Genomic DNA, 20,965 nt, shown 5'->3' with positions numbered 1-20,965 from the left:
CGGCTAAAAAAGCTGGGTTAAGGCTCCCATTGCAGGGCAAAATATTCGCAGCGGCCCGTGTCGCCGTTCTCCAGATCATGCGGAACGCCGGAGGGCAGGAAAACGAGGTCTCCGCCGGCCGCTTTCCGATAGCCGTCGGCGATGTGCATCCGGACATGGCCGCTTCGCAGCAGGATGATCTCTTCGTTACGGTGCATGTGTTGCGGATGACTGATCTGGCCGGGGTCGAGGGTGGTTGCGTGCATGTCGATGTTGTGCAGCCAGGCAATTGGCCGGCTGAAGATTGGGCGGCTCTCGCCCTTGCCGGTCTTTTTCATGACCATCTCGGGCCAGTCCAATAGTACCGGTCCGCCTGCCTGTTTTGCCCGGTTGTGATCGACCTTGCCTTTTGCCCGGAAGGACAGCAGGTAACAGGAGGCATTGGCCGTCGTGGTATTGACGAAGACGGGTCTTTCGCCGGCGGCAAAAAGCCCGATCCCGCCTGGGCCCAACACCTTATGCGTGGCGCCGATGGTCACGGTGATGCTGCCATCACGGACGATGAGTAGGTTGTCCGCCGCTTCGTTGGGCGCTGTGGAAAAGGTTTTTCCGGCAAAGAGTGTATGTGCATGGATATCCAGCCAGGAGAGGTCCCGGGTGGCGCCTGTGAGGAGGTCGCGGGCCTCGCCGTATTTTGTTTCGCGGGGTTTGGTCCTTTCCCATTCGATCACGGCTGCCGTGAGGGTGTCGGGAGCGCCGGTTTGGGTGGTGAGCGTATCGCCCACGGTGATCTGGCCGATGGTCCGGGTTGGGGAAAGCAGGACGGAGGCGATCAGGATAAGGGGCAACAATATTGGTTTCATTGTGTTAATTTACAAATTTATCGACAGCCGCACATGAACAAAGCAAGAACTCCGCTTTCCGAGAACCCGCTTACCTGGAAGCAACGGATCAAGGCGCTTCGCAACCTGCCCCGGTTCTTCTCTCTTGTCTGGGAGACAAGCCCGGGGATCATGCTTACCAATGCGGTGTTGCGCATTGCCCGGTCGGCCATTCCTGTTTCCACGTTATACATCGGGAAGCTGATCATCGATGAGGTGGTCCGGCTGCTGCGTGAAGGCGGGATCCAGGCGGCGGCCCATGCACCTGCGGGTCTTTCCCATCTCTGGATATTGGTTGCCCTGGAGTTTGGGCTTGCCGTGTTCTCGGACATTCTCATGCGGGTGATCACCCTGTTGGATAGCCTGTTGGGTGAACGCTTCGCCAATTTTACCTCGGTGCGGATCATGGAACATGCCGCCAGCCTCGATTTGGATCAGTTCGAGGATACGACCTTCTACGATAAGCTGGAGCGGGCGAGGCAGCAGACCAATGGCCGGACGGTGCTGCTTTCCCAGGTGCTGGGGCAGGTACAGGACCTGATCAGCATGGGTTTCCTGGCGGTGGGGCTGATGGCCTTCAATCCCTGGCTGATCGTATTGCTGCTGATCGCCGTGGTGCCGGCATTTTTGGGGGAATCCTATTTCAACGACCGGAGCTATGTGCTGATGCGTGCGCAGACCGCCGAACGCCGGGAGCTCGATTATCTCCGCTACCTGGGCGCCAGCGATGAAACGGCAAAGGAGGTGAAGCTGTTCAGTCTTTCCCGTTTTCTCATCGACCGGTTCAAGGGACTCTCGGACAAATTCTACCGCGACGCCCGAAGCCTGGCCGTGAAGCGATCTGCGTGGGGGACCTTCTTTTCCCTGTTGGGAAGCCTGGGGTATTACAGCGCCTATGTCTATATCATCTTCAAGGCCGTCAATGGAAAACTGTCGATCGGCGATCTGACCTTCCTGGCCGGCTCTTTCCGGCAGCTGCGGTCGCTACTGGAAGGCATCCTGTCGCGATTTACCAGCGTATCGCAGGGGGCGATCTACCTGCAGGACCTTTTCGAGTTCTTCGAGATAAAACCGCGGATCGTCCGGGTAGCTCATCCGACGCCTTTTCCCCGTCCCATCCGCGAAGGGTTTCGTTTCGAGGACGTCGGCTTCAAATATCTCTATTCCGAGCGTTGGGCCAACCGGCATCTGAGTTTCACCTTGCGGCCCGGCGAACGGCTTGCCCTCGTGGGGGAGAACGGCGCCGGCAAGACAACGCTGATCAAATTGCTTACGCGGCTGTATGATCCCACGGAAGGGCGGATACTGCTGGACGGCGTGGACCTGCGGGAGTATGATCCCGATGAGCTGAGAAAAAATATTGGGGTCATTTTCCAGGACTATCTGCGTTACCAGATGACGGTGGCGCAAAACATCGCCGTCGGAAATATCACCCACAAGGAGGACAGGCCATTGATCGAGGCGGCGGCGGAGCTGAGTCTTGCCAACCTGCTTGCGGACCGGCTGCCGAACCGCTATGACCAGGAACTGGGCCGGAGATTCCGCCAGGGCGTCGAGCTGTCCGGGGGGGAATGGCAGAAGATAGCGCTGGCAAGGGCTTATATGCGGGATGCGCAGCTGTTGATACTCGACGAGCCGACGGCGGCACTGGACGCAAGAGCTGAGTACGAGGTGTTTCAGCGGTTCTCCGAACTGACGAAGGGCCGGACGGCCGTGCTGATCTCCCATCGGTTCAGCACTGTGCGGATGGCGGACCGTATCCTGGTGCTGGATAAGGGTCAATTGCTGGAGATGGGCAGTCATGAGGAACTGCTGGCGATCGGCGGCCGGTATGCCGAATTGTTCCAGTTGCAGGCGCAGGGATACAAATAGGGCGGGGCTCCGCCTGCTTCAAGGTTGCTTCAAAATTTTATCCGAATTTTGGCGGGATGAAAGTTCTCATTATCGAAGATAACCAGGAGCTGGCCCGGAACGTCCGCGAATTCCTTGGCCGGGAAGGATATATCTGCGAGTCCAGTGAGACGCTCGGGGAAGCCCGGGAGAAGCTGGCCCTGTTCCAGTATGACTGCATCCTGCTGGACATTGGCCTGCCGGACGGCAGCGGCATCGGCCTGCTGAACTTTATCCGCACCGAACATAAGGACAGCAATGTCCTGATCATCTCCGCCAAGAATGCGCTGGACGATAAGATCATCGGGTTGGAAAAGGGGGCGGACGACTATATCACGAAACCTTTTCATTTGGCCGAGCTGCATGCGCGTATCCGGGCCGTTTACCGGCGTAAGAACCTGGGCGGGGCGAGCATCGTGGAGTTCAACGAGATCAGCCTCAATACGGATACCTTCGAGGCACGCATCAACGGTTCGCTGCTGGATACTACGCCAAAGGAATTCGATCTGCTCCTTTACTTCATCGTCAACAAGAACCGCGTCCTTTCCCGGCAGGCCATCGCCGCGCACCTATGGGGCGACTATACGGATAATTTGGCCAATTTTGATTTTGTTTACCAGCACGTCAAGAACCTGCGCCGGAAGATCAGCAATGCGGGCGGGATGGATTATATTAGTACGGTCTATGGGCTGGGCTACAAATTCAATTCGCGTTCACAATAATCAAGAGTGAAGCTAACGACAAAATTCACGCTATGGTATTTCGGCATTATGCTGGTGGTGCTGCTGATCGGCGGGGCTATCGTGTACCATGAGATACAGGCCAAGATCAGCGGTGTGGAGGTGGTCCGGCACCAGGGACTGAATGACCTGATCGCCGACCAGATCCGCCAGGGTGGGGACTACCGCGAACATCCTACGAGGAAGCGGGCCACTATAACGGTGATCCCTGCCGATTCCGTGCCCAGGGGGGTGTCTTCTTACTTTACCCGCGGCATCGACTGGAATCCCGAGTTCCAGCGCGACGAGTTCAAGCTGATGGTCACCTCGTTCTATGTCATCGGCGGCCGGCATTACCGGATCACGACGTATTCCTTTATTCCTTCTTTTTACCAGCTGCTGCCCGGCGTGGTGGATAGCTTCAAATGGATCCTGCTTGTGCTGCTGGTAGTGGTCGTCATTTCGAGCGGGCTGATCTCGAAATATATCCTGGCGCCTTTCAAGCGGACGATGCGGGTGATCCAGTCCTTCGACCTTAAGCAACGGGAACCGATCCGCCTGCCATCGACCCGGACCTCGGAGTTCATGGAGTTGAATCAATTTTTGAAGAAGATGACCGAGAAGGCGCAGGAAGACTACCAGTCGCTGAAAGAGTTTACGGAGAATGCCTCGCATGAGCTGCAGACACCCACGGCGATCATCCGTGGCAAGCTGGACCTGCTGATGGAGTCGGATATCCGGGACGAGCAGGCCATTCTTATCGCCGAAATGCAGAATGCGCTGGAGCGCCTCTCGCGCATCCACAGTTCGCTGACGCTGCTGACCAAACTGGAGAATAACGAATATGTGGCCAAAGAGCCGGTGGATATCAGCAACGTGGTGCGGGAGACGTTGAATACGTTTGATGAACTTATTCAAATGAAGGCCCTGGCGCTGGATATGCATATTGAAAAGGGCGTATATGTGCCATTGCATGTGGCGTTGGCCGATCTCCTGGTCACTAACCTGGTGAGCAATGCTATACGGCATAACGTAACTGGAAATGGGTTTATCCGGGTGAACCTGGGCCGGGAAGGCCTTGTCGTCGTCAATACCGGGCGGGAGCCGCAGGTGCCGACGGCAGAGCTTTTCGAACGGTTCAAAAAGGGGAATGCCGCCGGCGATTCCATCGGGATCGGCCTGGCCATTGTCCGGCAGATCTGCGAGCTGAGCGGATTCGACATCGTATATGAATATAAAGGGGGATTGCATGGGCTGGCCGTCAGCTTTTTACCCCGCGCTCCTGCTTCAAAATTGCTTCAAAATCTTTTGGTCCCTTTACATTCTTAAGAAGAATTGTAAATGTCAAAAAAGCTACTTTTCTGTCTTGCCTGGGTCCTTGGCGCGACCCTGGGGACAGGACGGACCCAAGCCCAAGTGTTGACGATGAGACAGGCGGTACAAAATGCCCTCAACAATTATGGTACGATCCGGGCCAAGGCCAACTATGTCAAGGCCTCGCAGGCCAATGTAAGGGAAGCCAAACGGGAGTATCTTCCGGATATCAACTTCGGCATCCAGCAGGACTATGGCACCGTGGCCTCGGCCTACGGTCCGTCGGCCCCCTCGAAGGTTGCGTCGGTATCTTCCTCCGGACCTGTTTTTCCCACCCAGAACTGGAACGCGGCCTTTGGCGCGCTCTATCTGACCAATGTCAACTGGGACTTCTTTCAGTTTGGAAAGGCCAGGGAGCGGACGATGGTGGCGCAACGCGTGCTGAACCGCGACCTGAGCGATCTCGACCAGGAGCGTTTCCAGCAAGGGATCCGCGTGTCGGCGGCCTACCTGCAGCTGGTGGCCACCCAGAAGCTGGTCATCTCGCAACAGAGGAACCTGGCCAGGGCGGACACTTTTTTGACCGTGGTCACGGCCCGGGTCAGGAGCGGGCTTAATCCAGGTGTCGATTCCTCTCTCGCGAAAGCCGAGGTTTCCAGCGCCAGGATCGCGCTGACCAATGCGATCGAGGCCGAACAGGAGCAGGCTAACGCCCTGGCGCAGCTGATGCAGGTTGCCGCACCCGATTCGAACAATTTTACGCTGGATTCCATTTTTGTCAGCCGCATCCCTGCTTCGCTGGCCAAGGCCCCGGCACAACCGCTTACCGAACATCCATTGCTGAAATTCTTCCAGGACCGGGTCAATGTAAGCGACGAGCAAGCGAAATATTTAAAGACCTTTCAATACCCCAGCTTTTCGCTTTTCGGCATCGGCCAGGACCGAGGTTCGGGGTTCTCTTACAACTATGGTCCTGCCAATCCGAATGCCTTTACGCAAAATTATCTGAAGGGGACCGGCTTCGGCGCCGCGAACTACCTGGTGGGTGTCGGGGTGACCTGGAACCTGACTACGCCGATCCGGGTGCATCAGCAGATCGTCGCGCAGAAATATACCTCCGAAGGGTTAAAGGAAGAATACGGTCTGATCAGCCAGGAGCTGCAGGCCCAGACCATACTGGCCGAGAGCCGGATAAAGAACGCGCTGGCGAACTACCGCGAGGCGCCGATCCAGGTCAAGGCTGCATCGGATGCCTATCTGCAGAAGGAAACGTTGTACAGGAACGGGCTGGCAACCATCGTAGACGTAACGACGGCGGCCTTTGTGCTCAACCAGGCGGAGACCCAGCTGGATGTCATCGACACGAATGTCTGGCAGGCATTGTTGTTCAAGGCGGCGGGCACGGGAGATTTCGGACTATTTATCAACGAATTTTAATAGCCTATCATGGGATTGATCAGAACTGCACTTCGAAAACCGATCACCATCCTCGTGCTGGTGGCGGGTCTTCTATTCTTTGGCATTGGGGCCGTAAGGACGATAAAGATCGATATCTTCCCCAATCTCGATCTTCCGGTGATCTATATCTCTCACCCTTATGGCGGCTTTACGCCCGACCAGATGGAGACCTATTTCGGGAAGCAATATGTCAACCTGCTTTTGTATGTGGGCGGCGTAAAAAGCATCGAATCGCGGAACATTCAGGGGTTGACGCTGATCAAGCTGACCTTTTATGAGGGCACGAATATGGCGCAGGCGGCTTCGGAGGTCACCGGGTATATCACCCGGGCGCAGGCGGCCTTCCCCCAGGGCTCGCAGCCGCCCTTTATCCTCCGGTTCGACGCCAGCACCCTGCCGGTGGGTCAGCTGGTGTTGAGCAGTCCCATCCGGAGCAATAACGAGCTGCAGGACCTTGCCAACGTCTATGTTCGGGCTGCATTCAGCAGCGTCCCGGGACTTGTGTCCCCGGCGCCGTTCGGCGGCACGCCCCGGACCATCGTTATCCGGGTCGATCCGGACCTGATGCGCAGCCATCACCTCACGCCGGATCAGCTCGTAGCGGCACTGCGGGCGAACAACCAGCCCACGCCCGCGGGAAATGTACGGATCGGCGATCTGAACTATTTGACGCCATCCAATACAACGATCCGCGACGTCAAGGATTTCGAGAAGATCCCGCTTTTTACCAACAGTGTCCAGAACCTTTACCTGGGGGATGTTGCAAAGGTGGAGGACGCGGGAGACATCACCACGAGCTATGCATTGGTCAACGGCAGGCGCAGCGTATACCTGCCGATCACCAAGGCGGCCGCGGCATCCACCTGGGAGGTCGTCCAAAACCTCAAAAAGGCCATCCCCCGGTTCCAGGCCCAGCTGCCGGAGGACGTCAAGCTCTCTTACGAATTCGACCAGTCGACCTATGTGATCAATTCGGTGAAGAACCTGCTGAGCGAAGGCGCGATCGGCGCCATCCTGACCGGCCTGATGGTGTTGCTGTTCCTGGGTGATGCCCGCGGCGCGGCGATCGTGATCCTTACCATCCCGATCTGCGTCGTCTCCGGCGTGCTTTTCCTGAACCTATTCCACCAGACCATCAATATCATGACCCTGAGCGGGCTTTCCCTTGCCATCGGGATCCTCGTGGACGAATCGACCGTTACGATCGAGAATATCCACCAGCACCTGGCGATGGGCAAGCCGAAGTCGCTGGCCATCTGGGATGCCTGCCGGGAGATCGCTTTTTCGAAACTGCTGATCCTGTTCTGTATCCTGGCGGTGTTTGCTCCTGCGTTCACCATGGGCGGCATCCCCGGCTCGCTGTTCCTGCCGCTTTCGTTGGCCATCGCCTTCTCTATGATCACCTCTTACCTGATGGCACAAACCTTTGTGCCGGTAATGGCGAACTGGCTGATGAAGGGGCATCACAAGAAAGGAGGCGCGGCATTTGCCTCCGATGAAGAAGAGTTCCGGGCTTCCGGCCTGAGTGCCGCCGATGAAAAGCATGTTGCCGAGGAAAAGCAAAAGCTTATGTCGCATGGTACGGGTAAGGATGGGAAGCTGACCAGATTCGACAAATTCCGGTTGCGGTATCTGCGCTTCATGGACAGGATGATGCCTGCCCGGACGCCGATCGCGCTGTTGTATATCGTCCTGGGGATGGGCGGCGCCTTTCTGATGTTGAACCGGATGGGCCGGGATGTGTTGCCGAAGTCGAACGCGGGCCAGTTCCAGGTTCGGCTGCGGGCGCCCGACGGGACCCGGATGGAGCGATCGGAGCAATATATGCTGAGCACCCTGAAGATTCTTGATACGCTGGTAGGACATGAGAATATCACGGTTACTTCGGCGGTCGTGGGGATGCACAGTTCCCAGTATTCCACGGACCCCATTTACCTGTTCATGGCGGGGCCGCAGGAAGGGGTACTCCAGGTCAGCCTTAAGGAAGACTATAAGGTGAATATGGATGATCTGAAGGAGCGTCTCCGGCGATCGCTTGCACAGGATCTGCCGTGGATGAAGGTCTCCTTCGAGCCGATCGAGCTGACCGACAAGATCCTGAGCCAGGGCTCGCCGACGCCGATCGAGATAAAGCTGATCGGCAAGAATAAGAAGCAGAACGAAGCCTTTGCGCGGAAGGTCATCGACCAGCTGAAGCAGATACCCTATCTGCGGGACGTGCAGCTGGACCAGGCCATCCATTATCCTTCGTTGAATATCGATATCGATCGGGTCAGGGCCGCGCAGATGGGGACGACGGCCGATCAGATCAGCCGGAGCCTTGTGGCCGCGACCTCCTCTTCCCGGTTCACGGAGAAGAACCTTTGGATCGATCACCGGAACAACCTTTCCTACAATGTGCAGGTGCAGATACCTGAGAACCTGATGACCAGCGTTCATGATGTCGCGGAGATCCCGCTTTCGCCGAATTCCAGCCGCCCTTTGTTGAGCGATGTGGCGACCATCACGCCCGACTCTGTGTATGGAGAGAACGATGATATCGGTGCGACGCCGGTGCTTTCGGTGACGGCCAATCTTTATAAGAAAGATCTTGGACATGCGGCCGTTGACGTCGACAAGGCGCTGGCCGCCCTTGGGAAGCCGCCCCGTGGTCTGACCGTCGAGACCAGGGGGCTTACGCGGGTGCTGACCGAGACCCTTGACAGCCTGCAGACCGGGCTGATCACGGCGGTGGTGGTTATCTTCCTGATGCTGGCGGCCAATTTCCAATCGTTCAGGGTCTCTCTTGTCACTTTATGTACCGTACCGGCTGTGTTGCTCGGGTCGCTGGCCTTGCTGATGCTAACGGGGTCGACCCTCAACCTGCAGTCTTATATGGGAATGATCATGTCGGTCGGCGTCTCGATCTCCAACTCGGTTTTACTCGTCACCAATGCCGAGGAATTGCGGGTGGACACCGGGGATGCGTTGAGATCCGCGCGGGAGGCCGCCGCGACGCGGCTTCGGCCGATTCTCATGACCTCGGTCGCGATGGTGGTCGGGATGATCCCGATGGCCTCGGGGCTTGGCGAAGGGGGGGATCAGGCTGCTCCCCTGGGCAGGGCCGTTATCGGTGGACTAATTGCTTCGACCTTTGCGGCATTGTTCTTCCTTCCGCTGATCTTTGCGTGGGTACAACGCAAGACGACCACGCAATCCGTATCGCTGGATCCTTCAGATGAAGCAAGTAAACATTATATACCGTCATTGTATGAACAAAATGAGAAATAAATCCAACTCCGCGCTTGTGCCGGCACTGTTTCTGTTGGCGCTTACCGGTATGTTCAGCAGCTGTTCTTCTTCGGATGGAGAGGAAAAGGCAAAGAGCGTGAGTGATGCTCCGAAAAAGGATAGTGTGGCTGCGCCGACGGCGACTTTTGAGCTCGCGAAGGGACAGCTGTCCGCCGATCTGTTCGTTCCGGGCGAACTGGTCGCTTTCCAGCAGGTAGATCTTTATGCAAAGGTCAACAGTTTTGTAAAGAAATTATACGTGGATGTCGGATCCGAAGTACGGGAGGGAGAGTTGTTGGCGACGCTCGAAGCGCCTGAGCTGCAGAGTCAGCTCGCCAGCGCGGAATCGCGGGTGAAATCCCAGGAGGCCATCTATATCGCCAGCAAGTCCAACTATGACCGGATCGTGGAGACCAGCAAGACGCCGGGCACCATTTCCCAGAACGATATCGACCAGGCCGATGCGCGTCAGAAATCCGATCTGGCCCAGTGGGATGCGGCGAAGGCGGCCTACAAAGAGATCGCCGAGACCCTTAAATACCTGGAGATCCGCGCGCCGTTCGGCGGAGTGATCAGTATCCGCAACGTCAACCCGGGTGCGATCGTGGGTCCTTCGGGCAAAGGGTCCGAACTGCCCATCTTCACCTTGCAGCAACAGGATCATCTTCGTCTCGTGATCTCCGTGCCGGAGGCTTTGACGGGTTATCTGCGGGATCAGCAGAAGGTGAATTTTACGGTAAAGTCGCAGCCTGGCCGTCGATTCACCGCCACCGTAAAGCGGCTGGCCGGTGCGCTGGATAACCGGCTTCGTGCGGAGCGCACGGAAATGGATGTATTTCCAAAGAACAAAGAGCTGCTTCCGGGGATGGTTGCCGAGGTAGACCTGGCGATGCCTGCAAAGGACAGTACGTTCGTCGTGCCGGTCTCTGCCGTCGTCAACTCGACGGAGCGGGTCTTTGTGATCCGGGTAAGCGATGATCATACCGCCGAATGGGTGGATGTTCAGCCGGGAAGGACACAGGGAGGCAAGATGGAGATCTACGGGAGCAAGCTGAAAGAGGGTGATAAGATCGTAACGCGCGCTAGTGAAGAACTGCGGAATGGTTCGCCGGTTCATTGATCGGCGCCCAATAGTTGCCGGAGAGGATGATCAGGTTGATCATCTTGATGCTGTTATCGTAGTAGTCGAAGTCCTTCAATTTAAACCGGGTGATGTAATCCCAAAGTTTGTTGAGCCATTCCTGGTTTTCCGGGCCGCCGGCCATTGCCGAGACCGCGAAGGGGCAGATAAAGCAGAGCGCTTCGAAATAACGGTGGGGGAGATCGGTACCCGAAAGATCATACCCGGCGGAGATATTGTCCGGGTTGCCTTTTGTCGTAGTGCGGATCCAGGCGTTGATCGGCGCGAGGAAATCGGCGGCCCGCCGGTCGCCTGAGACCAGCAGGTCGGAAGAGATGCGCCACGGTACGCGGCAGGCGTTGAAATTATAAAGCCCATCATATTTAGATTCCAGGTAGTTGGGCTGCGCGGGCACGGCGGAGATCGTCTCCATGGTCGGATCGTCCGCGTCTGCGCTGCCCGCCCCCTGGGCGGATGTTGGAAGATTGCCCGCGAAGCCCTGGCCGGGCCGCAGGGAGACCTGTTTGATAAAGTCCGGTACGAGACCTGCTTCGGGGCTATAGGTATCCTGCAGATAATGGAAGAGCCGGTAGTTGTTGGTCAGTACGCTATCCCAGGTAGAGTCTCCGGTTGCAGCGCGAAAGGCCCGGATATGATCCGGCATGAAGTCGCTTGAGCGCATATCATAATAGTCCCTGCTGTGCGGGGATTCTTCATTTGCTTCCATGACGATATAGGTGATCGGGTTGATCTCTTCGTGTTTGATCGCGGCGATGGTTGCGAGCGCTTCCTGTTTGTAGGGGATATTGCTATGACGGCCCCATTGTGCGTCGGCCAGCAGGAGGGAATAGGCGATGTCCATGTCGCCGTCGGTGGCGGTACCGCCGTCGATGCTCTTGCAATCCTTGCCCTGGATCCAGGCCATCAGGTGGGGGTTGCTGGCGGCAGGGTGGGATTTATAAAAGCGATAGAGTGCGTCGAAGGTCTCTTGTGCGGTAGAGTCGAATCCGGCCATGAGGGCGACGATGATCATCCCATATCCCTGGCCTTCCGATACGCAGATGTTGTCACTCTTTGACGATCCTTCGAACCAGACATAGGCCTCTCCCTGGGTGCAGCTCGGAACGATATACCGTTTCTTCCAGCTTCGGTAAAAGGAGCGGACGCTGTCGTCCATGACATTGCGGGAGATATGGTTGGGTAGGATGGTCCCAGGATGGTAAACAGTGTGTTGCGGGAATGGCCGGGCGGCGACTGCCGCCGAAGATGCGTAAGTCGTATCGATCGATGAGCCACGGGTGCCGGACAGCATGGTCAGTATGGCCAAACACCACAGAAATCCTTTAATACTGTACATGGGTAAAGAAATGTTCAGATGTCCTTTATCAATTTGCGTGCCGATATGTTTTGGCAAAATCTTAACAGCGGCGGTGCATCGGGATGAACGGCGATATGCTCTTATAACCGGAGGTTGTTAAAGACCCCTTTTTTTGTGTCCATAATATAACGGTAATGACTATGCGCTCAACTGATCTTAATACCCCTGGTTTGGGGTTTTTTATGCCCGTGCTTTTTTTGTTTTTCGCCTGTCATCCCACCAATATTCCGGATACCCAGCTGGGTAACTGGATCGCAAAGGCGTCGATCGGTGATCCGCCGCGTGGGAGTGCTGCGTCCTTTGTCATCGGCACCGACGCGTACGTCGGTTTGGGCTACAATCAATCGATCGGCAATACGGGCCGGCTGCGGGATTTTTGGCAGTTCAACGTAGATAGCGGCTGGCGGCAGGTGGCCGACTTTCCCGGCGCGCCGAGGAGCAATGCGGCCGCGTTCAGCATTGGAAGCTATGGCTATGTCGGAACGGGATATGACGCGATAAATGTGTACGGCGATTTCTACCAGTACGATCCGGCGGCGAATGGCTGGACGAAGAAGGCGGATTTTCCCGGCACGCCGCGGTACGATGCCGTCGGATTCAGCGTGCAGGGGAAGGGGTATATCGGTACGGGCTTCAACGTCAACTGGATGAATGATTTCTTCGAGTATGATCCCGTGCAGGACAAATGGTCGCTGACGCCCGGCACCAGCGGGAATTTTTCGAAGCGGCAGGGGGCGGTGGCTTTTGTCTATAGGGACCAGGCCTATATCGTTACGGGTATCAACAGCGGGGGGATGGTGCGGGACTTCTGGCGTTTCGATCCGTCACATACACCTGCCTGGCATCAGCTGGCCAATATTACCAATACGGACGAGGGCAAGTTTGACGACGGCTATACGGACATCGAGCGGCAAAATGGAACGGCGTTTGTCAATAATGACCAGGCCTTTCTGACGACGGGCATGAACGGGAGTATGGTCGCCTCTACCTGGGCTTATGATTTTGCAAGCGACCGCTGGAGCCGCCGGACGCCGTGGCCGCGGGCGCCGAGAAGCGGCGCCGTCTCTTTTACGGTTAGTGGTCATAGTTATGTCGGATCGGGGAATAACGGCAGTAACGGCACCTTCGATGATTTCGATGAGTTCGTACCGGCGCAGGCTTATAATTCAAATGATTATTAGTAGGGATTGGCGGGCTTTTGCTTTTTTGTCGTATCTGCTCCGCCATAGGCGTCCGCGCTGCCATTGCCCTGGTCGACGCCTTCCGCGCCCGGGTCGACGTTGGGGAACTTGCTGTAGTCCATGCTGCTGTTGGGGGTGAGACTGTCGGGTTTGGCGAAGCGGAGATCGCGTCTAAGCCCGAGGGTCTTGTCGGCGAGCGCTTTGGCAAAAAAGGTCTCCCAGATGGGGCGGGTGACGTGGCCGCCGTCGGCCGACCGGCTTTCCAGGCGGATGAAGCGGTCATCGCAGCCGACCCAGCCGCCGGCCAGCAACTGCGGGGTGTAGCCGATGAACCAGCAATCCGAGTTGTCGTTGGTGGTGCCGGTCTTGCCGCCCATTTCGGCCAGGCCCAGCCGCTCCCGGAGGCCTTTTGCCGTGCCGAAGTCGACGGGGCCCTGCATCATCCGGACCATCGTATAGGCGGTGTGCTGATTGAGCACTTCCTTCGGCGTGGAGCTGAAATTCGCCAGCACGTTGCCGTGTTTGTCTTCGATGCGGGCGATATAAAAGGGTTGCACGTTGAAGCCGCCGGTGGGAAACATCGTATAGCCATCCAGCATCTCGAACAACGAGAGCTCACAGGCGCCCAGGGCCAGCGAGGGATAGGGCTGTACGGAGGTCGGGATACCGATTTGTTTGAGAAACTCGGCGAAGCGCTGCGGACCTTTCGGGCCCATCGATTTCATCAGGTAGGCTGCGACCTCATTGATGGACCAGCCGAGACCGAAGGCCATGGGGTAGGGGCCGGGGCTCCAGTGGCTACCGCCTTTCGCCGGTACATAGGCGTTGTATTCGGGGAAATACTGTTGTATGGCGGGGCAGGTGTCCATTGGCCTGAAACCGAAGTCCTCGATGGCCAGACCGTAGAGGAAGGGTTTGATGGAGCTACCGACCTGTCGTTTTGTATTGATATTGACGTGATCGAACTTATAGGTGCGGAAATCGATGCCGCCGACCCAGGCCTTTATGGCGCCCGTGAAGGGATCCATGACCATAAATCCGGCCTGCAGCATCTGCCGATGGTATTTGATGGAGTCCAGCGGCGTCATCACGGTATCCTTTTCCCGGGCGGCGTTCCAGGCGAAGACCCGCATTTTTACCGGGGTGTTGAACGTATTGCGGATGGCTGCTTCGGACAAACCTTCGTCCTCTTCGTTCTGCCATCTTTCGGTGCTTCGCATGGCGGCTTCGAGAATATTCTTATGATCGGCCCAGACCGCGCCATCCCGGATATTCTTTTGGGCGTCCAGTTCTTTCTGAAGAATCGGCATCTGGCGGGCGACGGAGCTGTCGGCGTATTGCTGCATCTTCGGGTCGATGGTGGTGTAGATCTTGAGACCGTCCGTATAGAGACTGTAGGGTTTGCCGGTTTCCGGGTTGGTATGTTCCTTACACCATTTCCGGAGATCGCTTCGCAGCTGGTCGCGGAAATAGGGCGCGATACCGTTGTTCTCGTCGGCCTTGCGATAATGGGAGATGTCGATCGGTTTTGCCTTCAGTTCGAGCGCCTCCGGATCGGAGAGCCAGTGATTGGTGACCATTCGATTGAGTACCACATTGCGCCGTTCGGTCGCGGCCTTTATGTTGGTACGGGGATTGAAAAAGCTGGGATTGTTGACCATGCCGACGAGCACCGCCGCTTCGTCGACGCTGAGGCTATCAGGCTCTTTATGAAAAAAGGTGCGGGCGGCGCCACGGATGCCATATACATTGTCGCTGAAGGAGACGTCGTTGAGATAAAGGGTGATGATCTCTTCCTTTGTGAAGTTGCGTTCGAGTTCGATGGCGATGATCCATTCCTTCAATTTCTGGATGATCCGGCCGAGGCGGTGATGAGATCTTTCGCCATTGAACATATTCAGCGCCAGCTGTTGGGTGATGGTGCTGCCGCCGCCGTCGCGACCGAATTTCAGGATGGCCCGGAGGACGGCTTTGCCGTCGACGCCGGAATGTTCATAGAATCGTTCGTCCTCGGTGGAGACGAGGGCATGTATCACGTTCGGGGAGATGTCTTTGTACTGAACGTCCAACCGGTTCCCCTTTGCTGTATAGTATTTGCCCATGGAAGTGCCGTCGGCGGCGTAGACCTCCGAGGCCAGGACCAGTGAGGGGTTCTCCAGTTCATGCAAGGAGGGCAGTTGGCCAAAGGCGCCGGAGGCGATCAGGGCGATAAAACCAATAAAAGCGAGGAGCCCCGTGAAGAGGAGGATCCAGAAAATGCGAACGGCTTTAGACATAGGTAAATCCAATATATGCAAATAACGTACAAAACCTGCTAAATATTTAGCTAAAATTGCGGGAAATGCGATCTGTTTAAAATACCTTTTCCTTGATGCGATTCATGAATGCTTCGCGGAATTTCTCGCTGATGGGGATCTGTTTGGCGCCGATAAAGACGTGGTTATCGCGGATGGAGTCGAGTCTTGCGATATTGACGATGTATGAATTATGCACCCGGGCGAAGCTGTTCGACAGTTGCTCGCCAATGTCCTTCAGGCGCCGATAGATCAGCAATCGTTGGGTGGGCGTTACCAGCCGGGCGTATTCTTTCTCCCCTTCGAAATACAGGATCTCTTTTAACAACACTTTGTGCAGCATGCGGCCGGACTTGATAAAGAAGTACTCCTCTTCGGCCGGGGCTGCGGCCGTGGGGCTGGGGTCCTGCGTAGCCGCGGGTTTTGCGAAATGCGCTTCGATCTTCTGCATGGCGGCGTAGAACCGCTTGAGCGTTATGGGCTTCAGCAGGTAGTCGATCGTTGGGAAGCTATAGCTGTCTGCGGCATATTCCGAGTAGGCTGTGGTGAAGACGATGCTTGCCGAAGGGGGCAGCAGGGCCGCCATCTCCATTCCTGTGAGATGGGGCATATTGATATCGAGGAAGATCAGGTCCACCGGCTGACTCTTCAGGAAATTCAGTGCTTCGGGTGCGTCATAGCATTTGCCTGCCAGTTGCCAGGAGGTGTTCTGGCGGATGAACATCTCGAGCAGGCTTACCGCGTTGGGTTCGTCGTCGACGATGAGACAGCGTAGGTTCATTCCCGTGTTGATAGCAGCGTTCATACCAGCGTTTATTCCCGCGTTCATACCAGCGGGATCTTTAAGAAGGCTTTAAAATGGGTTTCGGTCCGGGTGGTGGTCAGGACAAACCGGTTGCCATAGAGCAAGGTAAGCCGTTTTTCCAGGTTTTGGAGTCCGAATCCGGGCTTGGCGGGAGCCGGGGCGTTTGCGGGAAGCGCATTCTCGGTAGTGAAGAGCAGGTGATCGTCCTGCTGAACCAGGGAGAGGCAGATGGTGTTACCCGCTGCGCCGCGGTCGATACCATGTTTGAACAGATTTTCAACGAAGGTCATCAGCAACATTGGCGGAAGCTGGGGATCGCCGTCGTATTCCTTGCTGAAATTGACGGTGACCCCATGGCGGATGCGAATTTCTTCGAGGGCGATATAGTTCTCGAGGAATTTTATCTCGGTGGTAAGGGATACTCTTTCCCGCGGACTTTCGTCGACGAAATAGCGCATAATATCGGAGAGGCGCCCGATGAGCAGGGCCGTTCCCGGCGATTCCCGGTAGGCCTCGTAGTAGATATTGTTCAGCGTATTGAACAGGAAATGCGGTTGGACCTGGGATTTGAGAAGATTCAGTTCTGCCTGGCTTTTTTGTTCCAGCATTTGTTCGGCCTGGCGTTTGAGCCGGAAATAGGCCATGGCGATGCGAAACACGAAGCTGAGGACGAAAATGGCGATACCCGCGATGGAATTGTAGAGATAGCGCCAGACATCGAGCGATTCCGGTTTGGTGGCGAAGTACTTGTTGTAGATCGTTATCGAGAGGAAGGTGCGTGTGACCCCGACTGCGATCAGCAGGGCGGCGGAGGCCAGGACATAGACGACGATATGGCCTTTTTCGTACAGCTTCGGGTAGAGGAGGCCGATGTTGCCATAGATGATGGCCGCATAGAAGGCGATGTTCATAGCGCTCCAGATGAGGGATTGCGCCAGGCCGTCCATGGGCAGATAGCTCAGGAAGGTGATCCCGAACACGAAGAGCCAGACCATCCTTTCCAGCATTCGGGGACTGGCCTTTTTGAAGGAGATGCGCATCCTCAAAAATACTATTCCTTGGCGGACCGGCGCGCTTCATTCCCGGCGCTTTGGCCGGATGGACGGTTCTTTTCAATCATCGATGGCTTTGCTTCAATTGTTGGATAATTGAAACCGCTGGGGGGCCGGCTGAAAAGCCGCCGCGGGTGGTTGAATGCGTTTTGCCTGCCGGTTCCGGCGCATCAATTTCGGGGATAAATCCCTGGAATATGCTACAATATCTTTATCTGTTCATTATTGTGGTTCTGCTCTTGCTCACCTCCGGCATTCGGGCGCAAGGGGATACCGTGCGTCCCGGAAAGGGGGGATTGATCACCCGGAACCTGAAACCGGGAGTCCGGCAGTACCTGGTGACCTATCAGGATCCGGCACATGACCGGCAACTGCGGTTTTGGTATTGGGTACGGGATATTTCTTCCGGTGTGCGAGATGGGCATCCTGTGTTTGTCATCGATCAGCGCTGGTATGGCAGCGATACCCCGGCTTACCGGGCGGTATATTCGGTCAATGAGGCCGCCAGCTTTGCGCCGGCGTATCACCGGGAGTTGGTGCGGGGGAAGTTAAGCGCCTATAATTGGAAATGGGAGGGCATCAGTGGGGCCGACACTGTTGCGGATAATGTGCGGAAGGGCTTTTCTTTGGCCTTTGCGGAGCCCAACTTCAACTGGAACCTCGATATCGAAACCTTTGAGATGCTGCCGCTGGCGGCGGGTAAGTCTTTTCTGATCAATTTTTATGACGCCGGGCTCGATCCGCCTCAATATGTTCGCTACACGGTGACTGGAAGCGAGAAGCTGGCCCTTGGGGGCACGGAGGTGGATTGCTGGGTGTTGGTTACCGAGGGAAAGGATCCCCGGGGGATGGCTTATACCGAAACCTATTGGATCAGTAAGAAAGACCATGAATTTTTGAAGGAGGTGGATCGTTTCAATGGGACGATCCGGTATAAGATCCGGATGCCGGCGTTGACGCCGGATGTGCGGATGGGGTTTGTGCGGTAGGGGGGCCTTCGCCGGGTTCAAAATATGATCTATATAATAGAAAAATTCAAAAAACAGCCCAGTTTTGGCCTCTTTTGCCTAAATTTTATGAACACCTTCTTTTGGTGTGTTTCTGTAACACGCGGATAGTTAATGAATTATTAAATATTTTATAAACATTATAAGAAATGGATATACGTGATGGTATATCCATTTTCTATTTTTTATATACCTTTATCGCGAATTACAATGCATTAGTATTTTATTAATATGAAATCAGCAACTATGAGCAAGATCACTGCTAAAAGGTTCTTACCCTTCATCGTACTGGCTGTGGTCGCGGTGGTGGCGATCTTTATTCCCAGCCTGAAGCCCAGCGTGGATGACAGTAAGTATAATTCTGCCGATGTAGCCTGGATACTGGTGGCGACTGCGCTGGTATTCCTGATGACCCCGGCCCTGGCCTTCTTTTATGGCGGGATGGTGAACAGGAAGAACGTCCTTTCCACGATGATGAAGAGCGTGGTTGCCGCGGGTGTGGTTGGGGTGTTGTGGATCGTGGTCGGCTACAGCCTTTGTTTTGGCGATTCGATCCACGGGATAATCGGTAATCCTTTTACGCACTTGTTCTATAAGGGCGTTGTTTCCGGACCGGTTTGGGGCCCTGCGCCGACGATCCCCAAGTCGCTGTTCTCGATGTTCCAGCTCATGTTCGCCATCATCACCCCGGGGTTGGTGGTGGGGGCTATTGCCGAGCGGATGCGCTTCTCGGCTTACGTTCTTTTTACCGTTCTGTTCAGCCTGTTGGTGTATGCCCCGCTAGCGCACTGGAGCTGGCATCCGGATGGCTTCCTGGCCAAGATGGGCGCTTTGGACTTTGCGGGTGGGACGGTGGTTCATATCTCCGCGGGCTGTGCGGCGCTTGCCGGCGCCCTGGTGTTGAAACGGCGGAAGGTGCATATCAATGGGGTAGGGACTCATCCTGCCAATATTCCCTATGTCCTGATCGGTACGGGGCTGTTGTGGTTCGGTTGGTTTGGCTTTAACGCCGGTTCCGCCCTTGCCGCCAACTCTCTCGCGGTTTCGGCGTTCTCCACTACGAATACCGCTGCTGCGGCCGCAGGTTTGTCGTGGATGTTCTTCGACGTCATGCGCGGCAAGAAACCCTCTGTCGTCGGCTTTTGCGTGGGTGCGGTGGTAGGGCTGGTGGCGATAACGCCTGCCGCCGGTTATGTGGCTGTTCCTCAAAGTATCTTCATCGGCGTATTTGCCGCCGTGGTTTCCAATATGGCCGTTCACTTCAAGGCGACCAAGACCGTGCTGGACGATACCCTGGATGTGTTCCCCTGTCATGGGCTCGGCGGGATGGTCGGGATGTTGCTGACGGGTGTGTTTGCGACCAAGCTCGTGAATGCCGCCGGCGCGGATGGGCTGCTGAACGGGAACCCGGGTTTCTTCTTTACCCAGTTGAAGGCCATGCTGATCGCGGTCGGCTATAGCTTTACCGTTTCTTTTGGTATCTTCAAGCTCGTCAACTTCATTGTTCCGCTGCGGGTCAGCGAGGAAGAGGAGGAAGAGGGATTGGATGCCAGCCAGCACGACGAGAAGTATACGCAGGGTACGCTGTTGGTAGCGACCCCCGAGGGGTTGAAGGAGCAGGAGGTGATGTAAATTTCAGCGATATTTATTGATAAAAGCCGGCCACAGGCCGGCTTTTGTTTTTGTTGAGGCCCTCGCAAGCGAAAATAGGGCCTCGCCAAAAACGGCTTATGATGGCCCTTCGGGCAGCCGGCCTGTGGCCGGCTTTTGTTTTTTAGACAAAATTGATATCTTCGCCCCGCTCGCCCAAATGGATGGCGCCGACATAACTATGATAACCGAAAAAGTACTTGCAGAAGCCAGGAAACTGTGGGACTATCATCATATGCATCATACTCCGGCGGTCAGCGACTGCATCTTGGTGCTGGGCAGCGTCGATCTCCGGGTTGCCGATCGCGGCGCGGAGCTGTACCAGCAGGGGCTGGCGCCGTTCATCATCTTCTCCGGGGGCCTTGGCGGTGTTACGCGTAGGATGTTTACTGAACCTGAGGCCGAATTGATGGCGCGTATCGCCCTCGACCGGGGTGTGCCTTCGGAGGCCATCTTTATCGAGAATCAATCCACCAACACCGGCGAGAACATTCTCTTCACCCAACGGCTCCTTGCCGATAAGGGATTGCATCCCCAATCGTTCTTATTAGTGCAGAAGCCCTATATGGAGCGGCGCAGCTATGCGACCTTCAAGAAGCACTGGCCGGAGAAGGATCTGCTGGTGACTTCTCCGCAACTTTCTTTTGACGAATATGCGAATGAGGATGTTCCGCTGGAGCAGGTGATCAACCTGATGGTCGGCGATCTGCAGCGGATACGCATCTATCCGGCAAAGGGGTTTCAGATACCGCAGGATATTCCCGATGCCGTTTGGGCGGCGTATGAAAGGCTCGTGGAGTGGGGGTTTGACAAGCATTTGGCGAAGTAGGCGGCCTCCTGAATATCGTTTGTTCCGATGACTTTCTTTCAGTAGTCAAGAGCCGACCGACTGCAACTGCTATCCAAAAGAATTTTCGGTGTCGGTCGCGACAAACTAGGGGGAGCTTTCAGGGGGCCGAGCAGCTTT

Annotated in this window: 15 protein-coding genes; 10 read left to right on the top strand and 5 right to left on the bottom strand. The window is 56.0% G+C overall.

The features are described from left to right. Nucleotides 1-17: 17 nt before the first annotated feature. Nucleotides 18-842, bottom strand: a complete 825-nt coding sequence (locus VHE34_RS17385) for a cupin domain-containing protein (protein ID WP_325590123.1) — start codon at nucleotides 840-842, stop codon at nucleotides 18-20. A 33-nt stretch (nucleotides 843-875) separates the two neighbouring features. Between VHE34_RS17385 and VHE34_RS17380 the strand changes: the two genes are divergently transcribed. From VHE34_RS17380 to VHE34_RS17355, 6 genes are read left to right on the top strand one after another with little or no spacing between them, the layout of a single operon-like run. Further along, entirely contained in the window at nucleotides 876-2,732 is a 1,857-nt protein-coding gene (locus VHE34_RS17380) for an ABC transporter ATP-binding protein (RefSeq protein WP_325590122.1), read from the top strand. 56 nt (nucleotides 2,733-2,788) lie between these two features. Beyond that, entirely contained in the window at nucleotides 2,789-3,472 is a 684-nt protein-coding gene (locus tag VHE34_RS17375) for a response regulator transcription factor (RefSeq protein WP_325590121.1), read from the top strand. A gap of 6 nt (nucleotides 3,473-3,478) precedes the next feature. Continuing rightward, nucleotides 3,479-4,798, top strand: a complete 1,320-nt coding sequence (locus VHE34_RS17370) for a HAMP domain-containing sensor histidine kinase (protein WP_325590120.1) — start codon at nucleotides 3,479-3,481, stop codon at nucleotides 4,796-4,798. Between the two features lie 12 nt (nucleotides 4,799-4,810). Next, the gene (locus tag VHE34_RS17365) at nucleotides 4,811-6,220 is read left to right on the top strand and encodes a TolC family protein (protein WP_325590119.1); all 1,410 of its coding nucleotides are present in this window, start codon (nucleotides 4,811-4,813) and stop codon (nucleotides 6,218-6,220) included. Between the two features lie 9 nt (nucleotides 6,221-6,229). Continuing rightward, nucleotides 6,230-9,511 (top strand): efflux RND transporter permease subunit, encoded by a 3,282-nt coding sequence (locus VHE34_RS17360; RefSeq protein WP_325590118.1) that lies wholly within the window; start codon nucleotides 6,230-6,232, stop codon nucleotides 9,509-9,511. Continuing rightward, entirely contained in the window at nucleotides 9,492-10,631 is a 1,140-nt protein-coding gene (locus VHE34_RS17355; RefSeq protein ID WP_325590117.1) for an efflux RND transporter periplasmic adaptor subunit, read from the top strand. The genes VHE34_RS17360 and VHE34_RS17355 overlap by 20 nt, the downstream gene beginning before the upstream one ends. Here the strand turns inward: VHE34_RS17355 and VHE34_RS17350 are convergent. Next, on the bottom strand, nucleotides 10,594-11,988 hold the full coding sequence (locus tag VHE34_RS17350) for a glycosyl hydrolase family 8 (protein WP_325590116.1): 1,395 nt from the start codon (nucleotides 11,986-11,988) through the stop codon (nucleotides 10,594-10,596). The genes VHE34_RS17355 and VHE34_RS17350 overlap by 38 nt on opposite strands. A 203-nt stretch (nucleotides 11,989-12,191) precedes the next feature. On the opposite strand from VHE34_RS17350, the gene VHE34_RS17345 reads away from it, so the two are divergent. Continuing rightward, nucleotides 12,192-13,190, top strand: coding sequence for a hypothetical protein (locus VHE34_RS17345; RefSeq protein WP_325590115.1), 999 nt, complete (start codon nucleotides 12,192-12,194; stop codon nucleotides 13,188-13,190). On the opposite strand, the gene VHE34_RS17340 is transcribed toward VHE34_RS17345, so the two are convergent. The 3 genes from VHE34_RS17340 to VHE34_RS17330 all read right to left on the bottom strand — a co-directional run bounded on the left by VHE34_RS17340 (nucleotide 13,187) and on the right by VHE34_RS17330 (nucleotide 17,329). Beyond that, nucleotides 13,187-15,466: a transglycosylase domain-containing protein gene (locus VHE34_RS17340; protein ID WP_325590114.1), complete on the bottom strand. Its 2,280-nt coding sequence runs from the start codon at nucleotides 15,464-15,466 to the stop codon at nucleotides 13,187-13,189. The genes VHE34_RS17345 and VHE34_RS17340 overlap by 4 nt on opposite strands. 76 nt (nucleotides 15,467-15,542) lie before the next feature. Further along, on the bottom strand, nucleotides 15,543-16,289 hold the full coding sequence (locus VHE34_RS17335; RefSeq protein WP_325590113.1) for a LytTR family DNA-binding domain-containing protein: 747 nt from the start codon (nucleotides 16,287-16,289) through the stop codon (nucleotides 15,543-15,545). 20 nt (nucleotides 16,290-16,309) lie between these two features. Further along, nucleotides 16,310-17,329 carry a sensor histidine kinase gene (locus VHE34_RS17330; protein WP_325590112.1) on the bottom strand — a complete coding sequence of 340 codons (1,020 nt, stop codon included), beginning with the start codon at nucleotides 17,327-17,329 and terminating at the stop codon, nucleotides 16,310-16,312. 209 nt (nucleotides 17,330-17,538) lie between these two features. Here VHE34_RS17330 and VHE34_RS17325 point away from each other — a divergent pair, with 209 nt between their 5' ends. The 3 genes from VHE34_RS17325 (at nucleotide 17,539) to VHE34_RS17315 (ending at nucleotide 20,827) form a co-directional block, all read left to right on the top strand. Further along, on the top strand, nucleotides 17,539-18,330 hold the full coding sequence (locus VHE34_RS17325; protein ID WP_325590111.1) for a hypothetical protein: 792 nt from the start codon (nucleotides 17,539-17,541) through the stop codon (nucleotides 18,328-18,330). Nucleotides 18,331-18,579: 249 nt separating this feature from the next. Beyond that, entirely contained in the window at nucleotides 18,580-19,980 is a 1,401-nt protein-coding gene (locus VHE34_RS17320) for an ammonium transporter (RefSeq protein ID WP_325590110.1), read from the top strand. A gap of 199 nt (nucleotides 19,981-20,179) precedes the next feature. Then, complete coding sequence (locus VHE34_RS17315) at nucleotides 20,180-20,827, top strand: YdcF family protein (RefSeq protein ID WP_325590109.1); 648 nt, start codon at nucleotides 20,180-20,182, stop codon at nucleotides 20,825-20,827. Nucleotides 20,828-20,965: the final 138 nt, after the last annotated feature.

This window comes from Puia sp. (assembly GCF_035546395.1).
GTDB lineage: Bacteria > Bacteroidota > Bacteroidia > Chitinophagales > Chitinophagaceae > Puia.
The sequence above is the reverse complement of the archived record's forward strand: the minus strand, read 5'-3'. Positions and strand labels throughout refer to the sequence as shown.

Excerpts from the sequence above, each read along its gene's own strand:
- VHE34_RS17380 (WP_325590122.1), top strand. The coding sequence starts at position 876 with ATGAACAAAGCAAGAACTCCGCTTTCCGAGAACCCGCTTACCTGGAAG.
- VHE34_RS17340 (WP_325590114.1), bottom strand. The coding sequence starts at position 15,466 with ATGTCTAAAGCCGTTCGCATTTTCTGGATCCTCCTCTTCACGGGGCTC.
- VHE34_RS17385 (WP_325590123.1), bottom strand. The coding sequence starts at position 842 with ATGAAACCAATATTGTTGCCCCTTATCCTGATCGCCTCCGTCCTGCTT.
- VHE34_RS17375 (WP_325590121.1), top strand. The coding sequence starts at position 2,789 with ATGAAAGTTCTCATTATCGAAGATAACCAGGAGCTGGCCCGGAACGTC.
- VHE34_RS17330 (WP_325590112.1), bottom strand. The coding sequence starts at position 17,329 with ATGCGCATCTCCTTCAAAAAGGCCAGTCCCCGAATGCTGGAAAGGATG.
- VHE34_RS17355 (WP_325590117.1), top strand. The coding sequence starts at position 9,492 with ATGAACAAAATGAGAAATAAATCCAACTCCGCGCTTGTGCCGGCACTG.
- VHE34_RS17325 (WP_325590111.1), top strand. The coding sequence starts at position 17,539 with ATGCTACAATATCTTTATCTGTTCATTATTGTGGTTCTGCTCTTGCTC.
- VHE34_RS17365 (WP_325590119.1), top strand. The coding sequence starts at position 4,811 with ATGTCAAAAAAGCTACTTTTCTGTCTTGCCTGGGTCCTTGGCGCGACC.
- VHE34_RS17315 (WP_325590109.1), top strand. The coding sequence starts at position 20,180 with ATGATAACCGAAAAAGTACTTGCAGAAGCCAGGAAACTGTGGGACTAT.
- VHE34_RS17335 (WP_325590113.1), bottom strand. The coding sequence starts at position 16,289 with ATGAACGCTGCTATCAACACGGGAATGAACCTACGCTGTCTCATCGTC.
- VHE34_RS17350 (WP_325590116.1), bottom strand. The coding sequence starts at position 11,988 with ATGTACAGTATTAAAGGATTTCTGTGGTGTTTGGCCATACTGACCATG.
- VHE34_RS17320 (WP_325590110.1), top strand. The coding sequence starts at position 18,580 with ATGAAATCAGCAACTATGAGCAAGATCACTGCTAAAAGGTTCTTACCC.
- VHE34_RS17345 (WP_325590115.1), top strand. The coding sequence starts at position 12,192 with ATGCCCGTGCTTTTTTTGTTTTTCGCCTGTCATCCCACCAATATTCCG.
- VHE34_RS17360 (WP_325590118.1), top strand. The coding sequence starts at position 6,230 with ATGGGATTGATCAGAACTGCACTTCGAAAACCGATCACCATCCTCGTG.